The following is a 21390-nucleotide window of genomic DNA, read 5'->3' as shown; positions in this document are numbered from 1 at the left end:
CGGGCTTTGCGGCCCGGAGTTTTTTGCGTGGGTCGGAGCTTTCGGGCGTGGACTGGAGGAGCTTCCCGAAAACCGCTGCCACGATTCCTTGCTTCAGTGCCCGCCGCCTCCGCCGCCACCGGGCGCGGCCGGCTTCCTGATCAGCATGGTGAAGAACCCCAGCGTCCCGAACAGCACGGTCAGCAGATAGAACACATCCATGAAGGACAGCAGCGCCGCCTGCTGCTGGACCATGCCCGACAGCTTGGAGATCGCGGCACTGGTGGCGTCGAGGCCGGTGGTCTGCTCGAAATTGAGCGTCATGTTCTGCAGCTTGGCCTGCGCGGCGGCACTGCCCCACTGCACATGCTCGGAGAGCCGGGCATAGTGGAAGGCATTACGGTCGATCAGCACGGTGTTGATGAGGGCGAGGCCGACGGCGCCGCCGAGGTTGCGGGTCAGGTTGAACAGTCCCGACGCATTCTTCAACCGGTCCGGCGGCAAAGTGCCGAGCGCGATGTTGTTGATCGGCACCATGCACAGCATCATCGAACAGCCGCGCAGGATCTGCGGGATGAGCAGCTCGTAGAAATCCCAGTCGGCGGTCAGGTGCGTCATCCACCAGGTACCGGTGGCGAAGCCGAACAGCCCGATCATCATCATCAGCCGCAGGTCCATCTTGCTCGACAGGAAGCCGGAGATGGGCGCGGTGACGAACATGGCCAGGCCGCTGACGAACAGCGCTTCGCCGATCATCATCGAATCGTAGCCGCGGATGCGTCCGAGGAAGACCGGATAGAGATAGGTCAGGCCATAGAGACCGATGCCGATGACGAAGGAAAACAGCGAGCCGAAGGCGAAGTTGATGTTGCTGAACGCCTTGAGGTCGACGATCGGCTCCTCGGCGGTGAAGACACGCCAGAAGAAGATCACCGCGCCGATGGTCATGACGATGGCGCAGATGAAGACGCCCTGGTCCTGCAGCCAGTCATTGTTCGGGCCTTCTTCAAGCACGTATTCCATACAGCCGAGGAAGGCCGCCATGCCGGCCAGGCCCCACCAGTCGAACTTCGAGAACAGCTTGAGATTGGGCTTGTCGAAATCGATCAGCGACCAGGCAGCGGTCGCCACGAGGATGCCCGGCACGACATTGACCAGGAACAGCCAGTGCCAGGAAAAAGCGTGGCTGATATAGCCGCCGACGGTCGGGCCGATGGTCGGCGCCAGTGTCGCCACCAGGCCGATCATCGGCGAGACGATGGCACGGCGCGAGGGCGGGAAGATGGTGAAGGCCGCGGCGAAAACGCTCGGGATCATGCCGCCGCCGATGAAGCCCTGCACGGCGCGGTAGACGATCATCTGGTCGATGTTGGTGGCGGTCGCGGCAAGGGCGCTCGCCGCGGTGAAGCCCGCCGCCGCGACGGTGAACAGCACGCGTGTCGACAGCATGCGGCTGAGGAAGCCCGACAGCGGGATCATGACCACCTCGGCGATCAGGTAGGCTGTCTGCACCCACGGGATCTCGTCGGAGCTGGCGCTGAGGCCGGCCTGGATCTCGGCCAGCGAGGCCGAAACGATCTGGATGTCGAGGATCGCCATGAACATGCCGAACACCATCGCCAGGAAAGCGATGACGCGGCGCGTCGAAATCGTGTCGGGGGCAGCCGGCATTGCCGGCGGCGATCCTGCGGTGATGGTTGCGGTTGCCATTTCCTGGCCCTCCTTGGGGCCCCGTTGAGGCAGGCCGGGCGGCTCGGTGCTTCAATCAGCCACCAAGCCGCCCTCCGAAAAGCGATCAGTTACTGGTGGCGGCAGGCGCGGTACGGCTGTCGACGGCGACGACGACGCTCAGGCCCGCGCGCAGCTTGCCGGTCTTCAGCGCATCGGCCGGTACGTCGATGCGGACCGGAACGCGTTGCACCACCTTGGTGAAGTTGCCGGTGGCGTTTTCAGGCGGCAACAGCGAGAACACCGCGCCCGAGGCCGGCGCCAGCGAGGAGACGGTTCCCTGGATGGGCTGGCCGTCGATGGCGTCGACCGAGATGTTGACCTTTTCGCCGGGCACGAGCCTGGCAAGCTGCGTCTCCTTGAAGTTGGCGACGATGTAAAGCTTGTCCATAGGCACGACCACGGCGAGCTTTTGGCCGGGGCTGACCAGATCGCCCTGTTCGACGGAGCGGTTGCCGACGACGCCGTCATAAGGCGCCTTGAGCACCGTGAAGGAGAGGTCGCGCGCGGCCTTGTCGCGGCCGAGCTGCAGGGATGCCAGCGTGCTGGCGGATTCCGCGCGCTGTGCCTCGAGCACACCGATATTGGCCTGCGCGGCGGCGATCTGTGCGTCGGCGCCGACGAGCGCGGCATTGGCCTGGTCGAGCGCGGTCTGGGCGTCGTCCAGCTGTGCCTGCGTGCCGACATGGGTCTTGACCAGTTGCGCGGCGCGCTGCTGGGCCCGGCCGGCATTGTCGGCGGCGGCCCGATCGGCGACCTTCTGCGCCTGCGCCTGCTGAAGCGAGGCTTGCGCGGCCTTGGTCTGCGCGTCGATGCGGTCGAGCGTCTTGGCCAGCGTGGCGATCTGCGCCTCGGCCTGGGCGACGGCGATCTTGTAGTCGCCGGCGTCGATCGTCAGCAATGGATCGCCGGCCTTGACCTGCTGGTTCTCGCTGACGAGGACCTGGTCGACATAGCCCGAAATTTTTGGCGAGACGAACGCCATGTCGGCCTGGACATAGGCGTCGTCGGTGGAGATCATGAAGCGGCCCGTGGTCCAGTAGTCATAGCCATACCAGGCGCCGCCGCTCAGAAGGGCAAGGCCGATGATCGGCAGCAGGAAGGAGCGCACCGAGCGCTTTTTCTTGGCCGGCGCTTCCGCCGGCGGCGGTGCGACGACCGGCTGGAGGGGAATTTCCGGAGCTTCCGTCGCCGGCGCGACCTTGGCGTTGGGGAAAGGGCGGACTTCGGCTGATGTTGACGCGGTCGAGGACATGACATCTCTCTAAAGTTATAATACTGAACCGTTCGGTTCGATCAGGCCGTTGACATAGCGCGTAAAGAAGACCATATCAAGAGGCAATCGAACCGATTGGTTCGAATTATTTCGAGGTCCGACTTTTATGGTTGAGATTGTACGCAACAGCGAAACCGATCCGTGCGAAGACCTGCTGGACGGTCTGCGCCGCGGCCGCCCGGCCGCTGGACAGGACCCGGTCAAGCGCAGCCAGATCATCGATGGCGCCCGTCGTGTCTTCATCGAAAAGGGCTTCGAGGCCGCCTCGATGAACGACATCACCCGCGAGGCCGGGGTCTCGAAGGGCACCATCTACGTCTACTTCGCCAACAAGGAAGAGCTGTTCGAAGCGCTGATCGAGGAAGAGCGCGGCACCATCTTCAAGAACATGTACGACATGCTCGACCGCGCCGACGACTTGCGCCAGACGCTGGTGAAGTTCGGCAAGGTTCTGTCGATGAAGATCACCTCGGCCAGGGTCATCCAGGCGCAACGCACGGTGATCGGCGCCTCCGACAGAATACCCGATATGGGCGCTCGCTTTTACGAACGCGGACCCAAGCGCGGCCATGACAAGGTGGTGACGTTCCTCAACGCCGCCATCGAGCGCGGCCTGCTGGAGATCGACGATGTCGACCTCGCCGCCTATCAGTTCACCGAACTGTGCCTGGCCGGTCTTTTCCGGCAGTGCATCTTCGCCTATCGCACCAAGGCCCCGACCCAGGACGAGATCGACCACATCGTCAGGTCGGGCGTCAACATGTTCCTGAAGGCCTACGGCACCGAAAGGCTGGCAGAGGAAGAAAGCCACGAGATGATTGCAATCGAGGCGAAACCTTAGAAGCAATCCAGGAAATTCCGTGCAGGTTTCCGTCCGAATGCGAGAAAACAGGGAGATAGAGCTGCCCGTTCTGATGGCCGACCTATCCCAGCTTTTTACCCGCCATTGGCGGCGAGCACGATCGCGGCCTGCAATTCCTCCAAGCCTTCGCCTTTTTCCGATGACGTCGCCAGCACGAACGGGAACGCCGCGGGACGCTTCTTGATCTTGGCCAGCGTCTCCTCGATCAGCCGCGGCACGCCGGCGGCCTTGATCTTGTCGGTCTTGGTCAGCACGATCTGGTAGGACACCGCCGCCTTGTCGAGCAGCGACAGCACTTCGTCGTCCTTGGCCTTGATGCCGTGGCGGGCATCGATCAGCACATAGACCCGCTTCAGCGTGACCCGACCCTTGAGATAATCGAAGACCAGCTTGGTCCACTCGTCCACCTTCTCCTTGGGCGCGGTGGCATAGCCGTAGCCCGGCATGTCGACCAGCGCCATTGGCGGCAGGTCGGTGCCCTCGCCCGAAAATCCATCCGGCACGAAATAGTTGAGCTCCTGCGTGCGCCCCGGCGTATTGGAGGTGCGCGCCAGGCCCTTCTGGTTGACCAGCGCATTGATCAGCGACGACTTGCCGACATTGGAGCGGCCGGCAAAGGCGATCTCGGGCGGCCCTTCCGGCGGCAGGAACTTCATGGCCGGCACGCCGCGGATGAAGATCCACCCGCGCGTGAACAGGTCGGTGCTGATCGCGGTGTTGGGAACGTTCAAGCTGCTGCCTCCAGAAGAGAAATATCGGCGCCTCTGATGGCGTCGAGGTTGCGGCCGATCTTGTCCACCGGCCAATCCCACCATGCCACCGCCAGCAGCCGCCGGATCGTCCTGTCGTCGAAACGCATCTTGACCACTTTCGCGGCGTTGCCGGCGACGATCGCATAGGGCGGCACATCGTGCGTCACCACCGATTTGGCGGCGACGATGGCGCCATGGCCGATTTCCACGCCGGGCAGGATCACAGCCTCCATGCCGATCCAGACATCGCTGCCGACCATTGTGTCGCCGCGCACTTCCTTCGACCACGTGGCTGGGTCAAAACCGTTTTCCCAGCCATGACCGAAGATGTTGAACGGATAGGTTGAAAAGCCGGACATCGCGTGGTTGGCGCCATTCATGATGAAGCGCGCGCCTTCGGCTATGGCGCAGAACTTGCCGATGATGAGCTTGTCGCCGATGAAGGGATAGTGATGCAGCACGCATTTTTCGGCGAACTTGTCCGGCCCGTCGGGGTCGTCATAATAGGTGAAGTCGCCGATCTCGATATTCGGCACTGTCACCAGAGGCTTCAGGAAGCCGACGCGTGTGTGCATCGGGATCGGGTGCTTGATGCCGGGGTTGGGTCCGTCCATGTCGAAGTCCGTCCAGGAAGTGACAGCCACGTGGATCCGCAATCCGCGCGCCTGGTCAAAATAACGTGATCCGCCCTATAGCACCAATCGGCTGACGAGCGAGCCTTCCTTGCTCGCCATGCTCATTTGTTGCCGCGGCAGATCACGATCGGATTGGACAGCGCGCTGTCGAACCCACTGCCCTGATAGACCTGAACGTTCGACGCTCCGGGCGGCAGCATGAAGCTGCCTTCGACGACCTTCTGATCGCCGGCCATCGTGTGGAGATCCCAGCTAAACGTGCAGAACTGCGGCGGCGCCTTGGTTTCGACGTGGCTGCAATTGAGCTGCGCGCCGCCCAGCATGGCGGCGCCGCCACAACTGACCGCATCCTTGGCAGCCGCGGCGCCGGGGCACCCAATGAGAGCCGTGACGGCCGCGATCCCAATCCAATTCATCGCCAAATCCTTGCCGGCAAATCCACATCGCCAGGCGGCCTTTGCGGTGCCGTGGCCCATGCGTTTTTTCCTGCCCGAGGCTTAATCGGTCTTGCGCGGGGCGTCCAGCAGGATTATGTGCATGATGATAATAAGCATGCTCACGAAAAATTGTCCATCGACCCCGATCTCCTCCCATGCCCTCTTCCCCCAATATCAGCTTCGTGCTGCACGACGTTGCGCGTCTGCTTCGCAAGCGGTTCGAGCAGCGGTCGCGCGCTTCGGGACTGACCCGCGCCCAGTGGCAGGTGCTGGCGTACCTTTCGCTGCATGAAGGCATCCACCAGAACAAGCTCGCCGACCTTATCGAGATCGTGCCGATCACGCTCGCCCGGCTGCTCGACAAGATGGAGGCCCGCGGCTTCATCGAGCGCCGGCCCGATCCCGCCGACCGCAGGGCCTGGCTGCTTTACCTGAAGCCGCAGGCCCGTCCGCTGCTCGAGATCATGCGCGGCAACGGCCAGAAAACTCGAGACGAGGCCTTCGCCGGCCTTTCTCCTGAGACACAGCAGCGTCTGCTGCAAACCCTAACCTTGATCAAATCCAATCTGCTCGCGGCTTGCACCCAGCCGGCCGTCGACCGGGAGAAAATACATGGCTGACTCAACATATCCCAAAAAGCCCGCTGGAGACGAGACGCCAGCGGGTCGAAGCGACCAGATCATCCAGCTCGACAATGAGCGGGAGCAGCGGCGGGCCAACGTCGTCATCGACAATGACGAGCTGGAAACGCCGGTTGCCCTGCAGCCTGCGGCACTCGAGGCTCCGGCCAAGGAGCCGCAGCCACGGCAGGCCCCCGCTGCCGTCGCCCCTCCTGTTCCGGCCAAACCGAAGCGCAGCCTGACACGGCCGGTCCTTTTTGCGCTGCTTCCGGTCGCGCTCGTCGTCGGTGGCTATTACTATGTCACCGGCGGCCAGCTGATGACGACCGACAATGCCTATATCCAGGCCCAGTCGCTCGGCGTCTCCACCGACGTCTCCGGCACGGTGCAGGAGATCGACGTGCATGAGAACCAGGCCGTGAAGAAGGGCGACGTGCTGTTTCGCCTGCGTCCGGCCTCCTTCGAGACCGCTCTCGCCGCCGCCCAGGCCCAGCTCGGCACCGTGCGCAATCAGGTGCTGACCCTGGAGGCGAGCTACCAGCAGTCGCTGTCGCAGATCGAGCAGGCGCAGGCCGACATCCCCTATTATGAGGCCGCCTTCCAGCGGCAGCAGGATCTGCTCAAGACCTCCACCGCCTCGAAGGCGTCTTTCGACAGCGCCCAGCACGACCTCGTCGCCGCGCGCCAGAAAGTGTCCGTCGCCAAGGCGCAGGCGCAGGCCACGCTCGCCCAGCTCGGCGGCGACGCCAAACAGCCGGTGGAGAAGAACCCCTTCTATCTGCAGGCCAAGTCGGGCGTCGACGATGCGCAGCGCAACCTCGCCGATTCCGTGGTCAAGGCGCCGTTCGACGGCATCGTCACCAATGTCGATGCGCTGCAGGTCGGCAAGTACCTGCCGGCTTCGCAGCCGGCGTTCAGCCTGGTCTCGTCGACCGACCTGTGGATCGCGGCCGAGCCGAAGGAAACCGAGCTGACCTATGTCAGGCCGGGACAGACGGCGACGATCAGCGTCGACACCTATCCGGGCGCCGTGTGGCACGGCACCGTTGCCTCGATCAGCCCCGCCTCCTCGTCGAGCTTCTCGCTGCTGCCGGCGCAGAACACCACCGGCAACTGGGTCAAGGTCGTGCAGCGCATCCCGATGCGCGTGACGATCGATGGTATCGACGGCAAGCCGCCGCTGCGCGGCGGCATGAGCGCGGTGGTCGACGTCGAGACGGGCCATGCACGCGGCCTGCCCGACTTCGTCACCAATCTCGTCGGCCTGTTCGGACAAAAGTCATGACCAGCGCGTCCGCGACAGCTGCCACGCCGGTGGTCGCCAATCGCGGCGCCATCACTGCCTGCGTGATCCTGGCCGTCATCATGCAGGCGCTGGACACCACTATCGCCAATGTCGCGCTGCCTTACATCCAGGGCAGCGTCTCGGCCAGCGCCGACCAGATCAACTGGGTTCTGACCTCCTACATCGTGGCGGCGGCGGTGATGACGCCGCCTTCGGGCTACCTCGCCAACCGCTTCGGCCGCAAGCGCATCCTCCTGACCTCGATCACCGGCTTCGTCGTCGCCTCGGTGCTGTGCGGCTTCGCGCAATCGCTGCCGCAAATCGTCGGCTTCCGCCTGCTGCAGGGCCTGTTCGGCGCGGCCCTGGTGCCGCTCTCGCAGAGTATCCTGCTCGATATCTACAGTGTGGAAGAGCGCGGCTCCGCGATGGCGCTGTTCGGCATTTCGGTGATGGTCGGGCCGGTGCTGGGCCCTGTCATCGGCGGCTGGCTGACCGAAAATGTCAGCTGGCGCTGGGTGTTCTACATCAACGTGCCGATCGGCGCCTTGGCCTTCGCCGGCGTGTCGCTGTACGTCCTGGAAACCAAGCTGGACTTCAAGGCGAGGCTGGATTGGCTGGGTTTCGGCATGCTCAGCATCACTATCGCCGCCTTGCAGATGTTTCTCGATCGCGGCGAGCAGCTCAACTGGTTCTCGTCATCCGAGATCATCGTCGAGGCGGTGATCTGCGCATCGGCCTTCTACATCTTCCTCGTCCACACCTTCACCGGCCGCAACACCTTCGTCAATCCGAGGCTGTTCCTGGACCGGAATTTCGCCGTCGGCATGATCTTCATCTTCATCATCGGCATCACCTACTTGGCCTCGCTGGCGCTGATGACGCCCTATCTGCAGACGCTGATGGGCTACCCCGTGGTGACGGCCGGCATCGTCATGGGGCCGCGCGGGCTTGGCACGATGGCCTGCATGTTCCTGGTCGGCCGGCTGATCGGCAAGGTCGACACGCGCTGGCTGCTGCTCATCGGCCTGCTGATCACCGCCTGGGCGATGTACGACATGACCGGCTGGACGCCCGACGTTTCGCAATGGACCATCATCTCCACCGGGTTCATCCAGGGGGCGGGGCTCGGCTTCCTGTTCGTGCCGCTGACCACCATAACCTTCGCCACGCTGGCGCCGGAGCGGCGCGCGGAAGGCACCGGCCTCTACAATCTGTCGCGCAACATCGGCTCCAGCGTCGGCATATCGGTGGTCACCGCGCTCCTGACGCAGAATGTGCAGATCAACCACGCCAACATCGCCACCTATGTGACGCCCTTCAACCAGGCGTTCAACGATCCGGCGATCTTCCAGGCGATGAACCCCTACACCGCCGCCGGTCGCGCCGCGCTCGACGGCGTGGTGACGCTGCAGGCGACCGTTATCAGCTACATGAACGACTTCAAGCTGATGATGCTCCTGTCGCTGGCCGCCATCCCGCTGGTGCTCCTGCTGCGCAAACCGGGAACGCCGGCCAAGATCGACCACAGCGCTGTCATGGAATGAGGCGGTGGAAGCGGTCGGAAGTTGAGCGCCGCTGACGCCCATTCGCCCTCACAGGACGCAAAAAGAAACCGGGGTCCTGTGAGGGACGACAGGACCCCGGCCTCGCCGATACGGCTTCCCAGAAACATGGCACCTCGTCACGAGGCGGGGATGGCGGACCGAGAAAGCCCCAACGGCCTGCCAACGCCCCCTTTCGCCGGAAGCCGTTACTTCGGCAACAGCACCTTGTTGACGACGTGAATGACGCCGTTCGACTGGTTGACGTCGGCGATCGTCACCTTCGCCTCGCCTCCGGACTCGTCCATGATGTAGAGCTTGCCTTTCTTGATCTCGGCCGTGAGCGTGTCGCCCGAGACGGCCCTCATCTCGTATTTGCCGCCCATCGCCTTGGCCTTCTTCATCATCTCGGCACCTGAAATCTTGCCAGCCACGACATGCGCGGTCAGCACCTTGGTGAGCTTGTCCTTGTTCTCGGGCTTGAGCAGCGTATCGACGGTGCCGGCCGGCAGTGCGGCGAAAGCCTCGTTGGTCGGAGCAAACACGGTGAACGGACCCGCGCTTTGCAACGTGTCGACCAGGCCGGCGGCCTTGACGGCGGCGACCAGCGTCGTGTGATCCTTCGACTTGACCGCGTTCTGCACGATGTTCTTGGTGGCGTACATCGGCGCGCCGCCGACATTCGGGTTCTTGGCGTGGGCTGGGGCGGCAATCGCCATGCCGGCGACAAGGGCTGATACGGCGATGGTCCTGAATGTGGGCAAGCGCATGTGGTCTTCCTCCGGGTGAGGGCTGATCGGAATTGATAGCCTTTGGAAACGCACAGGCAGTCACGCCGCGCGAGTGCTCGCAGTTTCGCCGATCACGGGAACGTGAACGGAGCCCTGCTCAAAGAAATACCTGGACGAACCGGGCTTTTTCGACAGGCCGCGCGATTGCGGACAGGCCGACCCGTCAGGCGCTGGAAGTGAGTCCCGGACATTCAGATACCGAAGGGAAATGTATCCGGTACCTTGCCGATGCTGCCGGCCGGCTTGCTGAGCGGCGTGACCGCGGACGTTCGATCGAACCAGACGAAGGCGTCGAACTGGCGGGAGACGGACGAGTCCATGTAATGGCTGAGCCGTTCAGTCTCCGGCCTGTAGATGACGCCGATATAGCGTTCCGGCCTCGGCGCCGCCAGGTCGGCGCCGAGCTCGCCATGGCGCTCAAAATCCAGCAGGAACGACGGTTTGCCGCTCTCGTGACACAGCCGCTCGAAGCTGCCCGGCAGCGACGGATTTACGTCCTTTACCTCCATCTCACGGTCCCAATCCGAGGCACAGGCGACGGTACCGGTATCCGTCCCGAAGCCGATCAGCGCCGTCTGGGCACCGAAGCGCTCCCGGCAGAGCTGGCCGATGTTCAACTCGTCACGGACAGTGCCCATGTCGGTATGCCGCGCGTCCCCGATATGCGAGTTATGCGCCCACACCACGGCCTTCGACTTCGGCCCATGCGCTTCGAGAAGTTGATCGAGCGTTTCAAACATGTGCCGATCGCGGAGGTTCCAGGTCTCGGCGCCACCATAATACATCACGCGGTAGTAGCGCTCGGCCGATGCGACCAGACGTGCACTCTGCTTGGCGTCGAGGAGATCGCCGTCGCCCTCCATCATGGATCGCTCGAACAGATCCATGCACTGTCGCACAACGGCCTCTTCGCAGGTTCTGTAGCCCGGCCGCAGCGCCGCGCGTCCGTAGGTGCTGGGCTCGTTCTGCCAGGGCATCAGACAGCCATAGCGCTCGCGCGCGACGGCGGCCGCTTCGGGATCGACCTTGTCCAGATAGGCAAGCACCGTGGCGATCGAGCCGCTCATATTGTAGAGATCGAGCCCATAGAAGCCTGCTTTCCACGCATGACCGGGCACATCCCGGTTGTATTCATGCAGCCAGCCGATGAATTCGGACACCTCGGCGTTGCGCCACATCCAGGTCGGGAAGCGCTGGAAGAGCGGCTGCGCATCCGACCGCCGCTCCCCTCCGCGAACATACCGGTTGACCTGCGCCGCATCCGGCCAATCCGCCTCGACGGCCACGATGGTGAAGCCGTGTCGCTGGAGGAGGCGTCGGGTGACAGCCGCACGGGCACGATAAAATTCCGAAGTGCCGTGGCTCGCCTCCCCGAGCAGGACGACGCGCCGGCTGCCGAACCGATCGAACATCGCGCCGAAGGCCGGATCGTCGATCTGCGGCAAATCTTCGGCCGCCCTTGCAATTTGCTGCGGCAATGGAGGAGCGCGCGCCTCGCGCACCGATGCGTTTTCGTCGTGCCAGCCATGCTCGCCGATCAGCGGCACGAACATGACACCACCGAGGTCCTCCTCCTCGAACTTGTTTGCAGCGATCCGCGTGACGCGAACGAGCCGCTGGGAGTAGAGGTCTTCACCGACCGGGATGATCAGCCTGCCGCCGATCTCCAACTGCTCCTGCAAGCCGAGGGGGATGGACGTTCCGGCGGCCGCGACGACGATGGCGTCAAAGGGTGCCTTTTCCTGCCAGCCTTTTGTGCCGTCGCCGATCCTGACCTCGATATTTCGGTAACCGGCGGCATTGAGCCGCCGCTCCGCCTGCTGCGCGAGCGATCGATGCCGCTCGATGGTGAAGACGTGTTCAGCAAGTTCGGCCAGCACGGCCGCCGCGTAGCCCGAGCCGGTGCCGATTTCCAGCACGCGATCGGTCGCCTCGATCTCGGCCGTCTCCGCCATTTTCGCCACGATGAAGGGTTGCGAGATCGTCTGTCCGCTGCCGATCGGCAGCGGGCTGTCCTCATAGGCGAATTCCTCGAAACCCTCGTCGACGAATTGCTCTCGCGCAACCCGGCGTACCGCATTCAGAACCCGCCTGTCATGCACTCCACGGCGCGCGATGTGCGCCTCCACCATCCGATGCCTGGCGTGCTCGAAATCCAGCATGAGAGCCTCCAATCAGGCGATTGATCGGATCGACGTGATGTCATCTTGAGAGCGAAGTCGTTTTCGGTGCCATTCGCTCTCCCGGCTCCCGGGCTCGGACCATCCGGTCTTCCTCGGCAGCCCACGCCGATCGCGCAGGCTTATTGGTTGGTTCGCCCGGTCTGTCGGGGATTGACGCCGCCTTGCGGCGTGGTGTCGTTATCGACATCTCCCTTGAAAGTGTTCTCGCCGTCCAGTTCCTCGTCCTCGTCGAGAAGATTGCCTCCCTTGATCGTGCCCCTGGAGGCGCCGATTCCGGGATTCTGCTTCAAATCCTTGTTGGTGGGCTTGGCCGTCTTTGGGTGAATGTTGCTGCTCATCGGAATGCCTCTCTGCAAGTAGCATGTGATGAGGTCGATCCGCTGCACTGCCTTGAATTTGGATGGGCGCGCCGACCTGATCCTCTCCACGCGGGAGCTTAGGAAGCCTTTTGCGCGAACTCTTGAACGCAGGATTAGTTCCATGCGGGACAATCCGGCAGCGGCGAGGGTCGGCTGATTTGCCGGCAATGACGGAGACCAGGAAATGCCGGCTCGGTGCCTGTTCTTATCGCGTGCCGGACCACCGCATCGCAGCTGCATCGCTGAAACTAAAAGGCTGGGCCCTGTAGAACACAGGACCCAGCCGTCAAATCTGCTTGCTTGCCGGGACCGTCCAACTTTATGGCTCAGTCGGCTGGGGCGGGCTCTCTTGCCAAAGAGGCGCCGGCTATTCCGCCGGTGACGGTTTCTTGCGGAACAGCGCCACCAGATTGTCCCACAACTCGATCTTGGCGCCCTGGCGCTTCATGATCACGCCCTGCTGCAGGATCGACAGCGTGTTGTTCCAGGCCCAGTAGATGACGAGACCCGCCGGGAATCCGGCCATCATGAAGGTGAAGATGACCGGCATCCAGGTGAAGATCGCAGCCTGCGTCGGGTCCGGCGGCGTCGGGTTCATGCGCATCTGCAGGAACATGGTGACGCCCATGATCAGCGGCCACACACCGATCATCAGCATATGCGGCAGCGTGACCGGAACCAGCCCGAACAGGTTGAAGATCGAGGTCGGATCGGGCGCGGCCAGATCCTGGATCCAGCCGAAGAACGGCGCGTGCCGCATCTCGATGGTGATGTAGAGCACCTTGTAGAGGGAGAAGAAGACCGGGATCTGCAGCGCCACCGGCCAGCAGCCGGCGAGCGGATTGATCTTCTCGGTCTTGTACAGCTCCATCATCGCCTGCTGCTGCTTCATCTTGTCGTCCGCGTATTTCTCGCGGATCTCGAGCATCTTGGGCTGCACCTTCTTCATGTTCGCCATCGACGCGTAGGACTTGTTGGCGAGCGGGAAGAAAATGGCCTTCACGATGACGGTGGTGGCCAGGATCGCCAGGCCGAAATTGCCGAGGAACTTGTAGAGCGTGTCGATCAGCCAGAACATCGGCTTGGTGATGAAGTGGAACCAGCCCCAGTCGATCAAAAGGTCGAACCGCTTGATATGGCGGTCTTCGGCATAGGCGTTGATCTTGCCGACTTCCTTGGCGCCGGCGAAGATTTCGGTCTCGACGGTCGCCGACTGGCCGGCCTCGACATTGATCGGGTCGGTCAGGAAGTCGGACTGGTAACGGTGGCGGCCATCCTCGAAATACGCATAGCGCGGCTGGAACGGCTGCTTCTCGGTCGGCACCAGCGTGACGGCCCAATATTTGTCGGTGATGCCGAGCCAGCCGTCGGTAGACTTGCCAGGCTGGTACTGCTTGTCCTTCTCGACCGACGCGTATTTGTGCTCCTGCAGGCCTTCCGTGCCGGTGAAGCCGATCAGGCCTTCATGCAGCACATAGGTGCTGGCGACGGCCGGCTTGTCGTAGCGCGTGACACGGCCATAGTTGAACAGCGAAACCGCGCTCGAGCCGGAATTCTGCACCGTGTCCGACACGGTGAACATGTAGTTTGCGTCGACGGAGAAGGTGCGCTTGAAGGTCAGGCCCTTGTCATTGGTGTAGGTGAGCGTCACCGGCGTCGACGGGGTTAGCGTCGGATTGCCGTCCACGCTCCACACCGTCTCCGCACCCGGCACCGCGCCGGTCTTGTCGTTGCCGACAAAGCCGATCTCGGCGAAATAGCCGGTGGGCAGCGCCTGCGGGTTGAGCAGCTCGATCTCGGGCGAATTCTTGTCGACCGTCTCGGTGTAGTGCTTGAGCTTGAGGTCGTCGAGCCGCGCGCCGGTCAAATTGATCGAGCCCTCGAGGCTCGGCGTGTCGATCTTGACGCGCTTGGATGCCGCCAGCGCCTGATCGCGGCCGGCCACGGTGACCACGTCACCGCCGGGCGCGTTGGGAATGGCGCCCGGGGTGGTCGCGCCTGGGGCCGGTGTCGATGCGCCCGGATTGGCCGCATCGGCCGCCTTCTTCTGTTCCTCGACGCGCTGCTGCTCGATCTTGGCGGCCTCGCGCTGCGCCTCGCTGCGCGGCAGCACGTAGAAGTACTGCCATACCGCCAGGATCAGCACCGACAGGGCGATGGTGATGAAGAAGTTCCGGTTGTTTTCCATCGAGAGCCCTTGGCCTATCGTGTTCCGCGAAGTCGGCGGGAGAGTTCGGCCTTCAACTGGCCGAAAGGGGCGCGCAGCGCATCATCGCGCCCGACGATGACATAATCATTGCCGGGCACCATGTCATCTGCGGCATGGACGCGGACGGCTTCTTTCAGCCGCCGCCTGACACGGTTGCGCACAACGGCGTTGCCGACCTTCTTGGTGACGGTGTAGCCGACGCGCGGCACCCCGCCATCGCCGCGGTCGAGGACCTCGACGAGGAAAAACCGTCCGCGTCGCTTTTCACCACGACGGACGGCCAGGAATTCCGCGCGTTTCAGAAGCCGCTCGGGATTTTGCCCCACTGGCTTGCCGGTTGCGGGCAACGATCTCGTCTCGCTTAGGCGCTGAGCCGCTTGCGGCCGCGGTTGCGGCGAGCTGCGACGACGCCACGGCCACCCTTGGTGGCCATGCGGGCACGGAAGCCGTGCCGGCGTTTGCGGACGAGTTTGGACGGTTGGTAGGTACGCTTCATTTGTTTTAATACCGCGGGGTGCGGCCCTTCTTGATTCTGTCACTTTGTAACAGGAGCTTTGCCGGGCCGGTTTTGGCGCGATCGAAACCGCGCCGGGACGAATGGCCCGAGCGTGAGCGGGCTTATAGAAAGAAGGGTTTTGGAAGTCAATCCGGCGTCGGCGCCCTAAAGACGCACCTGTTTTGGAGCATCTATTTTTCCGACCAAGGGAGAAATTGGCAAAAAAGCCGTAATCGCCTAATCTTGGCTGATCAAGTGATTGTGAAGATCGAGTCGCATGAACGAAGCCAGCCAAGCAGGGGAAGGGACCGGACCGGCGTCAGCCGCTGTCCGCACGGTACCGCTGTCGCGTGGTCTGTCGACGAAGCTGCTGCTGCTCACCATCGTTTTCGTGCTTTTGGCCGAAGTGCTCATCTTCCTGCCCTGGATCGCCAGTTACCGGCTGAGCTGGCTCAAGGAGAGGCTGAGCACGGCCGCAGCCGTGTCGATCGTGCTGGTGCAGGGCGAGTCGACCTCGCTGTCGCGTACGGCCCAGAATGACGTGCTGATGGCGATCGGCGCCAAGGCGATCGCGGTGCGCGACGGCGGCGTGTCGCGGCTTCTGGTGGTGGCCGACATGCCGCCGCAGGTCGACGAACACATCGATCTCGCCAGCGTCGGCATGATCAAGGGCATGACCGGCGCGCTGGATACGCTGTTTTTCGGCGGCGACAGGATGCTGCGCGTCTTCGGGCCGGTCGGCGACAGCGACAAGGAGTTCGAGCTGATCATGCCGGACTATTCGCTCCGCAAGGCCATGCTCATCTATTCGCGCAACGTCGCTTTCGTCTCGCTATTGATCTCGCTGTTCACGGCCATGCTGGTCTATGCCGCGATCGACCTGATCATGATCGGGCCGATTCGTACCATGACGCGCTCCATGCTCTCCTTCTCGGAAGCTCCCGACGACCCTGGACGGATCATCCGCCCCGCTGCTCGTTCCGACGAGATCGGAGTGGCCGAGCGCGAACTGTCGCAGATGCAGGAGCGGCTGCAAAAGATGCTGGCCGAGCAGAAGCATCTGGCCGACCTCGGTCTCGCCGTGTCGAAGATCAACCACGACATGCGCAACATCCTGGCCTCCGCCCAGCTGATGTCGGACCGCCTGCGCCTGGTCAAGGATCCGACCGTGCAGGCCTTTGCGCCGAAGCTTCTGCGCGCGCTCGACCGCGCCGTCTCCTATTCGGAGGGTGTGCTTCATTACGGCCGCACGCAGGAGCCGCCGCCGTCGCGCCGCAGGGTGAGGCTGCGCCAACTGGTCGAGGACGTGCACGGCCTGCTCGACATCGAGCAGGGCATCGAGTTCATCAACGCGGTCGAGATGGCTTTCGAGGTGGATGCCGATTCCGACCAGCTCTTCCGGGTGCTCACCAATCTTTGCCGCAACTCGGTGCAGGCGATGGCGGCCGATACCGAAAGCGCCGTGGTGCGGCGGCTGGCGGTCTCGGCCGAGCGCATGGGCAGCGTCAGCCGCATCGCCGTCACCGACACCGGCCCCGGCCTGCCGCCGAAGGCGCGAGAAAACCTGTTCGCAGCCTTCCGCGGCTCGGCACGCAGCGGCGGCACCGGTCTTGGCCTGGCGATCGCGCATGAACTGATCAGGGCGCATGGCGGCACGGTGGAATTGGTCGAATCGATCGGCGGGCGCACCACATTCGCCGTCACCATCCCCGACCAGCCGGTGCGGCTCGACCAGGCCCGTGGCAGCCTGCGCCGCCCGGCCTGACGGCTTCCGTACCGTTGCCCCAAGATTACCACCTTGCGGACCCGTCGCTCTCTCCAACAGTTCCCGATCGCCAGGATCAGGCCGGTCACAGCGGCTCAAATGGCCGGGATGAGCGCCGGCATCGCCGCATGACAGGCTTGCGACAAAACTTTTGCCGGATCGGCTTGCTTTTCGCGAATTCAGTCGTTAGGGAACTGCACACATTCGCGGCCGGTCTTTCGGACCGGATCGCGGGGCTGTCGAAAACATGGCCTGATGCGCGCCCGTAGCTCAGCTGGATAGAGCACCAGACTACGAATCTGGGGGTCAGGAGTTCGAATCTCTTCGGGCGCGCCAAATCTCCTAAGCCGCGGTTTATTGGGTGCACGGTCGATGGCAGCGGCTCAGCCAAGTGCCGGCAACACGCCGCTGTCTCACCCCACCGAACGTGCCGCCGCCCGGCCGGCGCTGCGGCCCGAGAAGATACAGCCCCCCAGGAACGTGCCCTCGAGCGCCGCGTAGCCATGCACGCCGCCGCCGCCGAAGCCCGCCACTTCACCGACCGCATAGAGGCCCGGCACCGGCTGGCCGCCGGCATCGAGCACGCGGCTGTCGAGATCTGTCTGCAGGCCGCCCAGCGTCTTGCGGGTCAGGATGTTGAGGCGCACCGCGATCAGCGGTCCGTTCGCCGGGTCGAGCATCTTGTGTGGCTTTGCCGTGCGGATCAGGCGGTCGCCGAGATAGGCGCGCGCGCCGCGCAGCGCGGTGATCTGCATGTCCTTGGAGAAAGGATTGTCGAGTTGCATGTCGCGGGCGCGGATCTCGCGTTCGACCGTTGCGACGTCAAGCAGCGGTTCGCCGCCGGCCAGCGCGTTCATGCGCGCGACCAGTTTCGAAAGATCGGCCTCGACGATGAAGTCCTCGCCCTTTTCCATGAACGCCTTGACCGGGCCGGGGATGCCGCTCGTGGCGCGGCCGAGCACCTGGCGCCAGCTTTTTCCCGTCAGGTCCGGGTTCTGCTCCGAGCCCGATAACGCGAATTCCTTCTGGATGATCTTTTTCGTCAGGATGAACCAGGAATAATCGAAGCCGGTGCTCATGATGTGGCTGAGCGTGCCCAGCGTGTCGAAGCCGGGATAGAGTGGCACCGGCAGGCGTTTTCCCCGGGCATCGAGCCACAGCGAGGATGGGCCGGGCAGGATGCGGATCGCATGGTCTGTCCAGATCGGCGCCCAGTTCTTGATGCCCTCGACATAGTGCCACATGCGGTCGCGGTTGATGACCCTGCCGCCGGCCTGTTCCGATATGGCCAGCATGCGGCCGTCGACATGGTCCGGCACGCCGGTGATCATCCGCTGTGGCGCGTTGCCCAGCCGCTTGGGCCAGTTTTCCCGCACCAGCCGATGGTTGGCGCCAATGCCGCCGGAGGCGACGATCACCGCCTGCGCTTGCAATGCGAAACCGCCTGATACGTCGCGCGGACTCCTGTGGCCGCGCTCGACAGGGCTCGGTTGCAGGATGTCGCCCTGTACGCCGGTCACGGCTGCACCCGTCCGCGTCAGGGCATTGACCCGGTGACGAAACCTGAAGTCTATCAATCCCCGCTTTTGCGCCTCGCGCACGCGCAGCACGAAAGGCTCGAGCACGCCGGGACCGGTGCCCCAGGTGATGTGGAAGCGCGGTACCGAATTGCCGTGGCCGATGGCGTTGCCGCCGCCGCGCTCGGCCCAGCCGACGACAGGAAAGAATTTCAGGCCGCGCTCGATCAGCCAGGAGCGCTTCTCGCCGGCGGCAAAGCCGACATAGGCCTCGGCCCATTTGCGTGGCCAGTGGTCTTCCGGCCGGTCGAAGGCGGCGGTGCCCATCCAGTCCTCGAGCGCCAGGTCATGGGAGTCGCGGATGCGCATGCGCCGCTGCTCCTGTGAATCGACGAGGAAAAGCCCGCCGAACGACCAGAACGCCTGGCCGCCCAGCGATTGCTCCGGCTCCTGGTCGACGATGATGATTTTCTTGCCCGCTTCCGCAAGCTCGGCGGCGGCAACCAGTCCGGCAAGGCCGGCGCCGACAATGATCACATCCGCGTCGTCAGCCATTTTTCCTCCCCAGGATTAGCCGGCTATGTAATACGGGTTTCAGACGGTCTCCCAGCCGCCTGTGTCGCCGGCGCGGAAGATGGCGTCGATGACTTTCTGGTTGAGCACGGATTCTTCCAGCGTGAAGACGCGCTCCTTGCCGCCAAGAGCTGCCCGCGCGAAGGTCTCGACCTCGAGCCTGTATTGCTGCGTGCCGGGGAAGCGGAACACCTGCGCCTCGGTGTGGTTCTGGTTGTGCAGTTCGACGCGGTGATGGTCGTAGAGCCCGGCATTGAAGGGCGAGAACAGTTCGATGAAACCTTTCTCGCCGTGGAACACCATCACCTGCCGCGCCGCCATCTGCGTCGACAGGTAGAATGACAGTTCGAAATCGCCGAAATCGGCGCGGATCGACGAATAGATGTCGGTGCCGAATGTCTTGTCGCGCTCGATCGTCGCCTGTACGCGCAGCGGCTCCTTGCCGGTCGAGAAGCGTGTCGACACGGTCGGGTAGACGCCGATGTCGGGCAGCGCGCCGCCGCCGAGATCGAGCTTGTTGCGCATGTTGTTGGGGTCGACATTGTAGTAGGAAAACGCGCCCTGCACATGGCGCAGCCGGCCGATGGCGCCGCCGGCGATGAGATCACGCACCTTGATCCACTGCGGATGGTAGATGACCATGAAGGCTTCGCAGACCAGCACCTTTTTCTGGTCGCGCAGCTTGATCAGGGGTGCGATGTCCTTGGCATCGAGTGCCAGCGGCTTTTCGACCAGCACATGCTTGCCCGCTTCGATGGCTTTTGCAGTCCATTCGACATGCTGCGAGGTCGGCAACGGGATGTAGACGCCATCGACCTCGTTGGAAGCGAGCAAATCCTCATAGGAGCCGAAGGCATGGCGCGCGCCAAAGCGGTCGCCCAATGCCTTGGCCTTCGACAGGTCGCGGCTGGCGATCGCCGACAGGACGCCGTTCTCCGCTTCGACGATTGCCGGCAACAGCTGCTCGCGGCCGATCTTGGCCGTCGACAACACACCCCATCGGAACATCACGCTTCTCCATATCGATTACAGGCAAGGAGGTTTGCCTGAAATCGCTGGAAAAGCCAATGCAGGTCGCTCGGTTCCTCGGCCCGTGAAAGCGGGCAAGGAACCCAGGTACCTCAGCCGCGCGCTAGCCCCTTTTCCCGGTCAGCGTCATGTCGAAATCGACGACGTTGGAATAGAGCGGCGTGCCGACATCCATGCCGTAGCGCGAGCGCAGCACCTTGCCGGTGACATGGAATTTGATCGTGCCGCCCTTCAACCCGTCGAGCTCGGCGGTGAATTTTTCCGGAAACGTCTTGCCGCGCGCCGTCAGCCTGCCGGTGACAAGGGCCGACGTGTCGCCGGTGCGAGTCACGCTGGTCGAGCGGAACTGGATTTCGGGACTGTTGGTCGCGTCGAACACCGCGTCGGAGCGCAGGAACGCATCGATGCGGCCTTGGCCGGTGCCGACGCTTTCGGGATAGATGGTCAGGTCGACTTTCGAACGGCTGACATCGTTGTTGTCGATGCGGATCATGCCCTTGAAACGGGCAAAGGCGCCGTCGAAACCGCCGCCGCCGGCCTTGCCGATGGTGAAGCGGATCGCGGAGCCAGTTTGGCTGATCGTATAGCTGCCGGCGGCATCGCCGAGCACGACCGCCGCATAAACAGGCATGGCAAGGCAGGCGGCGATAGCCGCCAATCCGAGGATTCGCGCACGCATTGGGTTGTTCCTTGTTAGGAGGCAGCACTCTCTGGCGTCCTCACCCCACAAACGAGACCAAGGCGCCTTCTATTCCCCGGCTGACGAAGGCGTGATCATACGCGTGAGCACCCCGTCGCGAAGCAGGAAATGGTGGCGCAGGGCAGCCGCGACATGCAGGGCGACAAGCGCCGCGCCGGCATAGGCGAGATACCAGTGTGCCGACGTCCAAAAGCTTTCGGCGGCATCGGATTCGGCGAGCGGCAGGTTCGGCATGACGAACAGGTTGAACGGCATGCTGGGAATCTCCAGCGTCGAGACCGACACCAGCGCCCAGCCTGACAGCGGCAGGGCGATCTGGAAAGCATAGAGAGCCAGATGCGCCAGCGGCGCCGAGCGGCGCTCCAGGGCGCCGACAGAAGGCGGCAAGGGCGGTGCCGCATTGCCGAGCCGCCAGGCGATACGCAGGATGATGAGCCCAAGCAGCAGAAAGCCCAGGGATTTGTGCAGCTGGATCAATTCGAAGGCCGTGCGTTGGCTCGGGGTGCTGACCATGACGAAGCCGAGCATGAACTGGCCGATGAAGATAATCCCGATCAGCCAGTGGAGGACGATGGTTGCCCATCCATAGCGGGTCGCGGTGTTGGTGATTGAAGCCTGCATGCGAGGCGAACGTTGGCGCGGCCAGCTTTCTT

Annotated in this window: 20 protein-coding genes and 1 tRNA gene; 6 read left to right on the top strand and 15 right to left on the bottom strand. The window is 63.5% G+C overall.

Annotation, left to right across the window (positions count from 1 at the left end; all coding sequences use genetic code 11):
- Positions 1-93: 93 nt before the first annotated feature.
- Both FJW04_RS00350 and FJW04_RS00345 read right to left on the bottom strand, forming a co-directional pair.
- On the bottom strand, positions 94-1650 hold the full coding sequence (locus tag FJW04_RS00350) for a DHA2 family efflux MFS transporter permease subunit (RefSeq protein ID WP_224525473.1): 1557 nt from the start codon (positions 1648-1650) through the stop codon (positions 94-96).
- Positions 1651-1774: 124 nt separating this feature from the next.
- A complete protein-coding gene (locus FJW04_RS00345) occupies positions 1775-2962 on the bottom strand; it encodes an HlyD family secretion protein (RefSeq protein ID WP_015314402.1) in 1188 nt (395 codons plus the stop codon).
- A 127-nt stretch (positions 2963-3089) separates the two neighbouring features.
- On the opposite strand from FJW04_RS00345, the gene FJW04_RS00340 reads away from it, so the two are divergent.
- Entirely contained in the window at positions 3090-3824 is a 735-nt protein-coding gene (locus FJW04_RS00340; protein ID WP_140615188.1) for a TetR/AcrR family transcriptional regulator, read from the top strand.
- A 95-nt stretch (positions 3825-3919) separates the two neighbouring features.
- On the opposite strand, the gene yihA is transcribed toward FJW04_RS00340, so the two are convergent.
- The 3 genes from yihA to FJW04_RS00325 form a co-directional block, all read right to left on the bottom strand.
- A complete protein-coding gene (gene yihA, locus FJW04_RS00335; RefSeq protein WP_140711676.1) occupies positions 3920-4576 on the bottom strand; it encodes a ribosome biogenesis GTP-binding protein YihA/YsxC in 657 nt (218 codons plus the stop codon).
- The gene (locus tag FJW04_RS00330) at positions 4573-5211 is read right to left on the bottom strand and encodes a CatB-related O-acetyltransferase (protein ID WP_181172867.1); all 639 of its coding nucleotides are present in this window, start codon (positions 5209-5211) and stop codon (positions 4573-4575) included. Before FJW04_RS00330 ends, yihA begins: the two co-directional genes overlap by 4 nt.
- Before the next feature lie 122 nt (positions 5212-5333).
- Positions 5334-5708, bottom strand: coding sequence for a hypothetical protein (locus tag FJW04_RS00325; RefSeq protein WP_224525337.1), 375 nt, complete (start codon positions 5706-5708; stop codon positions 5334-5336).
- Positions 5709-5824: 116 nt separating this feature from the next.
- Here FJW04_RS00325 and FJW04_RS00320 point away from each other — a divergent pair, with 116 nt between their 5' ends.
- From FJW04_RS00320 to FJW04_RS00310, 3 genes are read left to right on the top strand one after another with little or no spacing between them, the layout of a single operon-like run.
- A complete protein-coding gene (locus FJW04_RS00320) occupies positions 5825-6289 on the top strand; it encodes a MarR family transcriptional regulator (RefSeq protein ID WP_140711674.1) in 465 nt (154 codons plus the stop codon).
- Positions 6282-7574, top strand: a complete 1293-nt coding sequence (locus tag FJW04_RS00315; protein ID WP_140711672.1) for an HlyD family secretion protein — start codon at positions 6282-6284, stop codon at positions 7572-7574. Before FJW04_RS00320 ends, FJW04_RS00315 begins: the two co-directional genes overlap by 8 nt.
- Positions 7571-9118 carry a DHA2 family efflux MFS transporter permease subunit gene (locus FJW04_RS00310; RefSeq protein ID WP_140711670.1) on the top strand — a complete coding sequence of 516 codons (1548 nt, stop codon included), beginning with the start codon at positions 7571-7573 and terminating at the stop codon, positions 9116-9118. Before FJW04_RS00315 ends, FJW04_RS00310 begins: the two co-directional genes overlap by 4 nt.
- A 206-nt stretch (positions 9119-9324) precedes the next feature.
- On the opposite strand, the gene FJW04_RS00305 is transcribed toward FJW04_RS00310, so the two are convergent.
- The 6 genes from FJW04_RS00305 to rpmH form a co-directional block, all read right to left on the bottom strand.
- Positions 9325-9885: a fasciclin domain-containing protein gene (locus FJW04_RS00305; protein ID WP_140615178.1), complete on the bottom strand. Its 561-nt coding sequence runs from the start codon at positions 9883-9885 to the stop codon at positions 9325-9327.
- Positions 9886-10097: 212 nt separating this feature from the next.
- On the bottom strand, positions 10098-12068 hold the full coding sequence (locus FJW04_RS00300) for a protein-L-isoaspartate(D-aspartate) O-methyltransferase (RefSeq protein WP_140711668.1): 1971 nt from the start codon (positions 12066-12068) through the stop codon (positions 10098-10100).
- 140 nt (positions 12069-12208) lie between these two features.
- Positions 12209-12427 carry a hypothetical protein gene (locus tag FJW04_RS00295; protein ID WP_015314392.1) on the bottom strand — a complete coding sequence of 73 codons (219 nt, stop codon included), beginning with the start codon at positions 12425-12427 and terminating at the stop codon, positions 12209-12211.
- Positions 12428-12815: 388 nt separating this feature from the next.
- Positions 12816-14636, bottom strand: coding sequence for a membrane protein insertase YidC (gene yidC, locus FJW04_RS00290; RefSeq protein ID WP_140615174.1), 1821 nt, complete (start codon positions 14634-14636; stop codon positions 12816-12818).
- A 14-nt stretch (positions 14637-14650) separates the two neighbouring features.
- Complete coding sequence (gene rnpA / locus FJW04_RS00285) at positions 14651-15004, bottom strand: ribonuclease P protein component (RefSeq protein WP_015314390.1); 354 nt, start codon at positions 15002-15004, stop codon at positions 14651-14653.
- Positions 15005-15018: 14 nt separating this feature from the next.
- The gene (gene rpmH / locus FJW04_RS00280; RefSeq protein ID WP_008833937.1) at positions 15019-15153 is read right to left on the bottom strand and encodes a 50S ribosomal protein L34; all 135 of its coding nucleotides are present in this window, start codon (positions 15151-15153) and stop codon (positions 15019-15021) included.
- A 277-nt stretch (positions 15154-15430) separates the two neighbouring features.
- Here rpmH and FJW04_RS00275 point away from each other — a divergent pair, with 277 nt between their 5' ends.
- Positions 15431-16918: a HAMP domain-containing sensor histidine kinase gene (locus FJW04_RS00275; protein WP_140660125.1), complete on the top strand. Its 1488-nt coding sequence runs from the start codon at positions 15431-15433 to the stop codon at positions 16916-16918.
- A 259-nt stretch (positions 16919-17177) separates the two neighbouring features.
- Positions 17178-17254, top strand: a tRNA-Arg gene (locus FJW04_RS00270).
- 77 nt (positions 17255-17331) lie between these two features.
- On the opposite strand, the gene FJW04_RS00265 is transcribed toward FJW04_RS00270, so the two are convergent.
- From FJW04_RS00265 to FJW04_RS00250, 4 genes are all read right to left on the bottom strand, one after another.
- The gene (locus FJW04_RS00265; RefSeq protein WP_140711666.1) at positions 17332-18990 is read right to left on the bottom strand and encodes an FAD-binding dehydrogenase; all 1659 of its coding nucleotides are present in this window, start codon (positions 18988-18990) and stop codon (positions 17332-17334) included.
- A gap of 39 nt (positions 18991-19029) precedes the next feature.
- Positions 19030-20016: a Gfo/Idh/MocA family oxidoreductase gene (locus FJW04_RS00260; RefSeq protein WP_140711664.1), complete on the bottom strand. Its 987-nt coding sequence runs from the start codon at positions 20014-20016 to the stop codon at positions 19030-19032.
- 124 nt (positions 20017-20140) lie between these two features.
- Positions 20141-20716 carry a YceI family protein gene (locus tag FJW04_RS00255; protein WP_140660123.1) on the bottom strand — a complete coding sequence of 192 codons (576 nt, stop codon included), beginning with the start codon at positions 20714-20716 and terminating at the stop codon, positions 20141-20143.
- A gap of 69 nt (positions 20717-20785) precedes the next feature.
- Positions 20786-21358, bottom strand: coding sequence for a cytochrome b (locus FJW04_RS00250; protein WP_140711662.1), 573 nt, complete (start codon positions 21356-21358; stop codon positions 20786-20788).
- Positions 21359-21390 lie beyond the last annotated feature (32 nt).

Source organism: Mesorhizobium sp. B2-7-3 (genome assembly GCF_006440715.1).
In the GTDB taxonomy this organism is placed as follows: Bacteria; Pseudomonadota; Alphaproteobacteria; order Rhizobiales; family Rhizobiaceae; genus Mesorhizobium; species Mesorhizobium australicum.
This window is presented reverse-complemented; position numbering and strand designations above follow the sequence as displayed.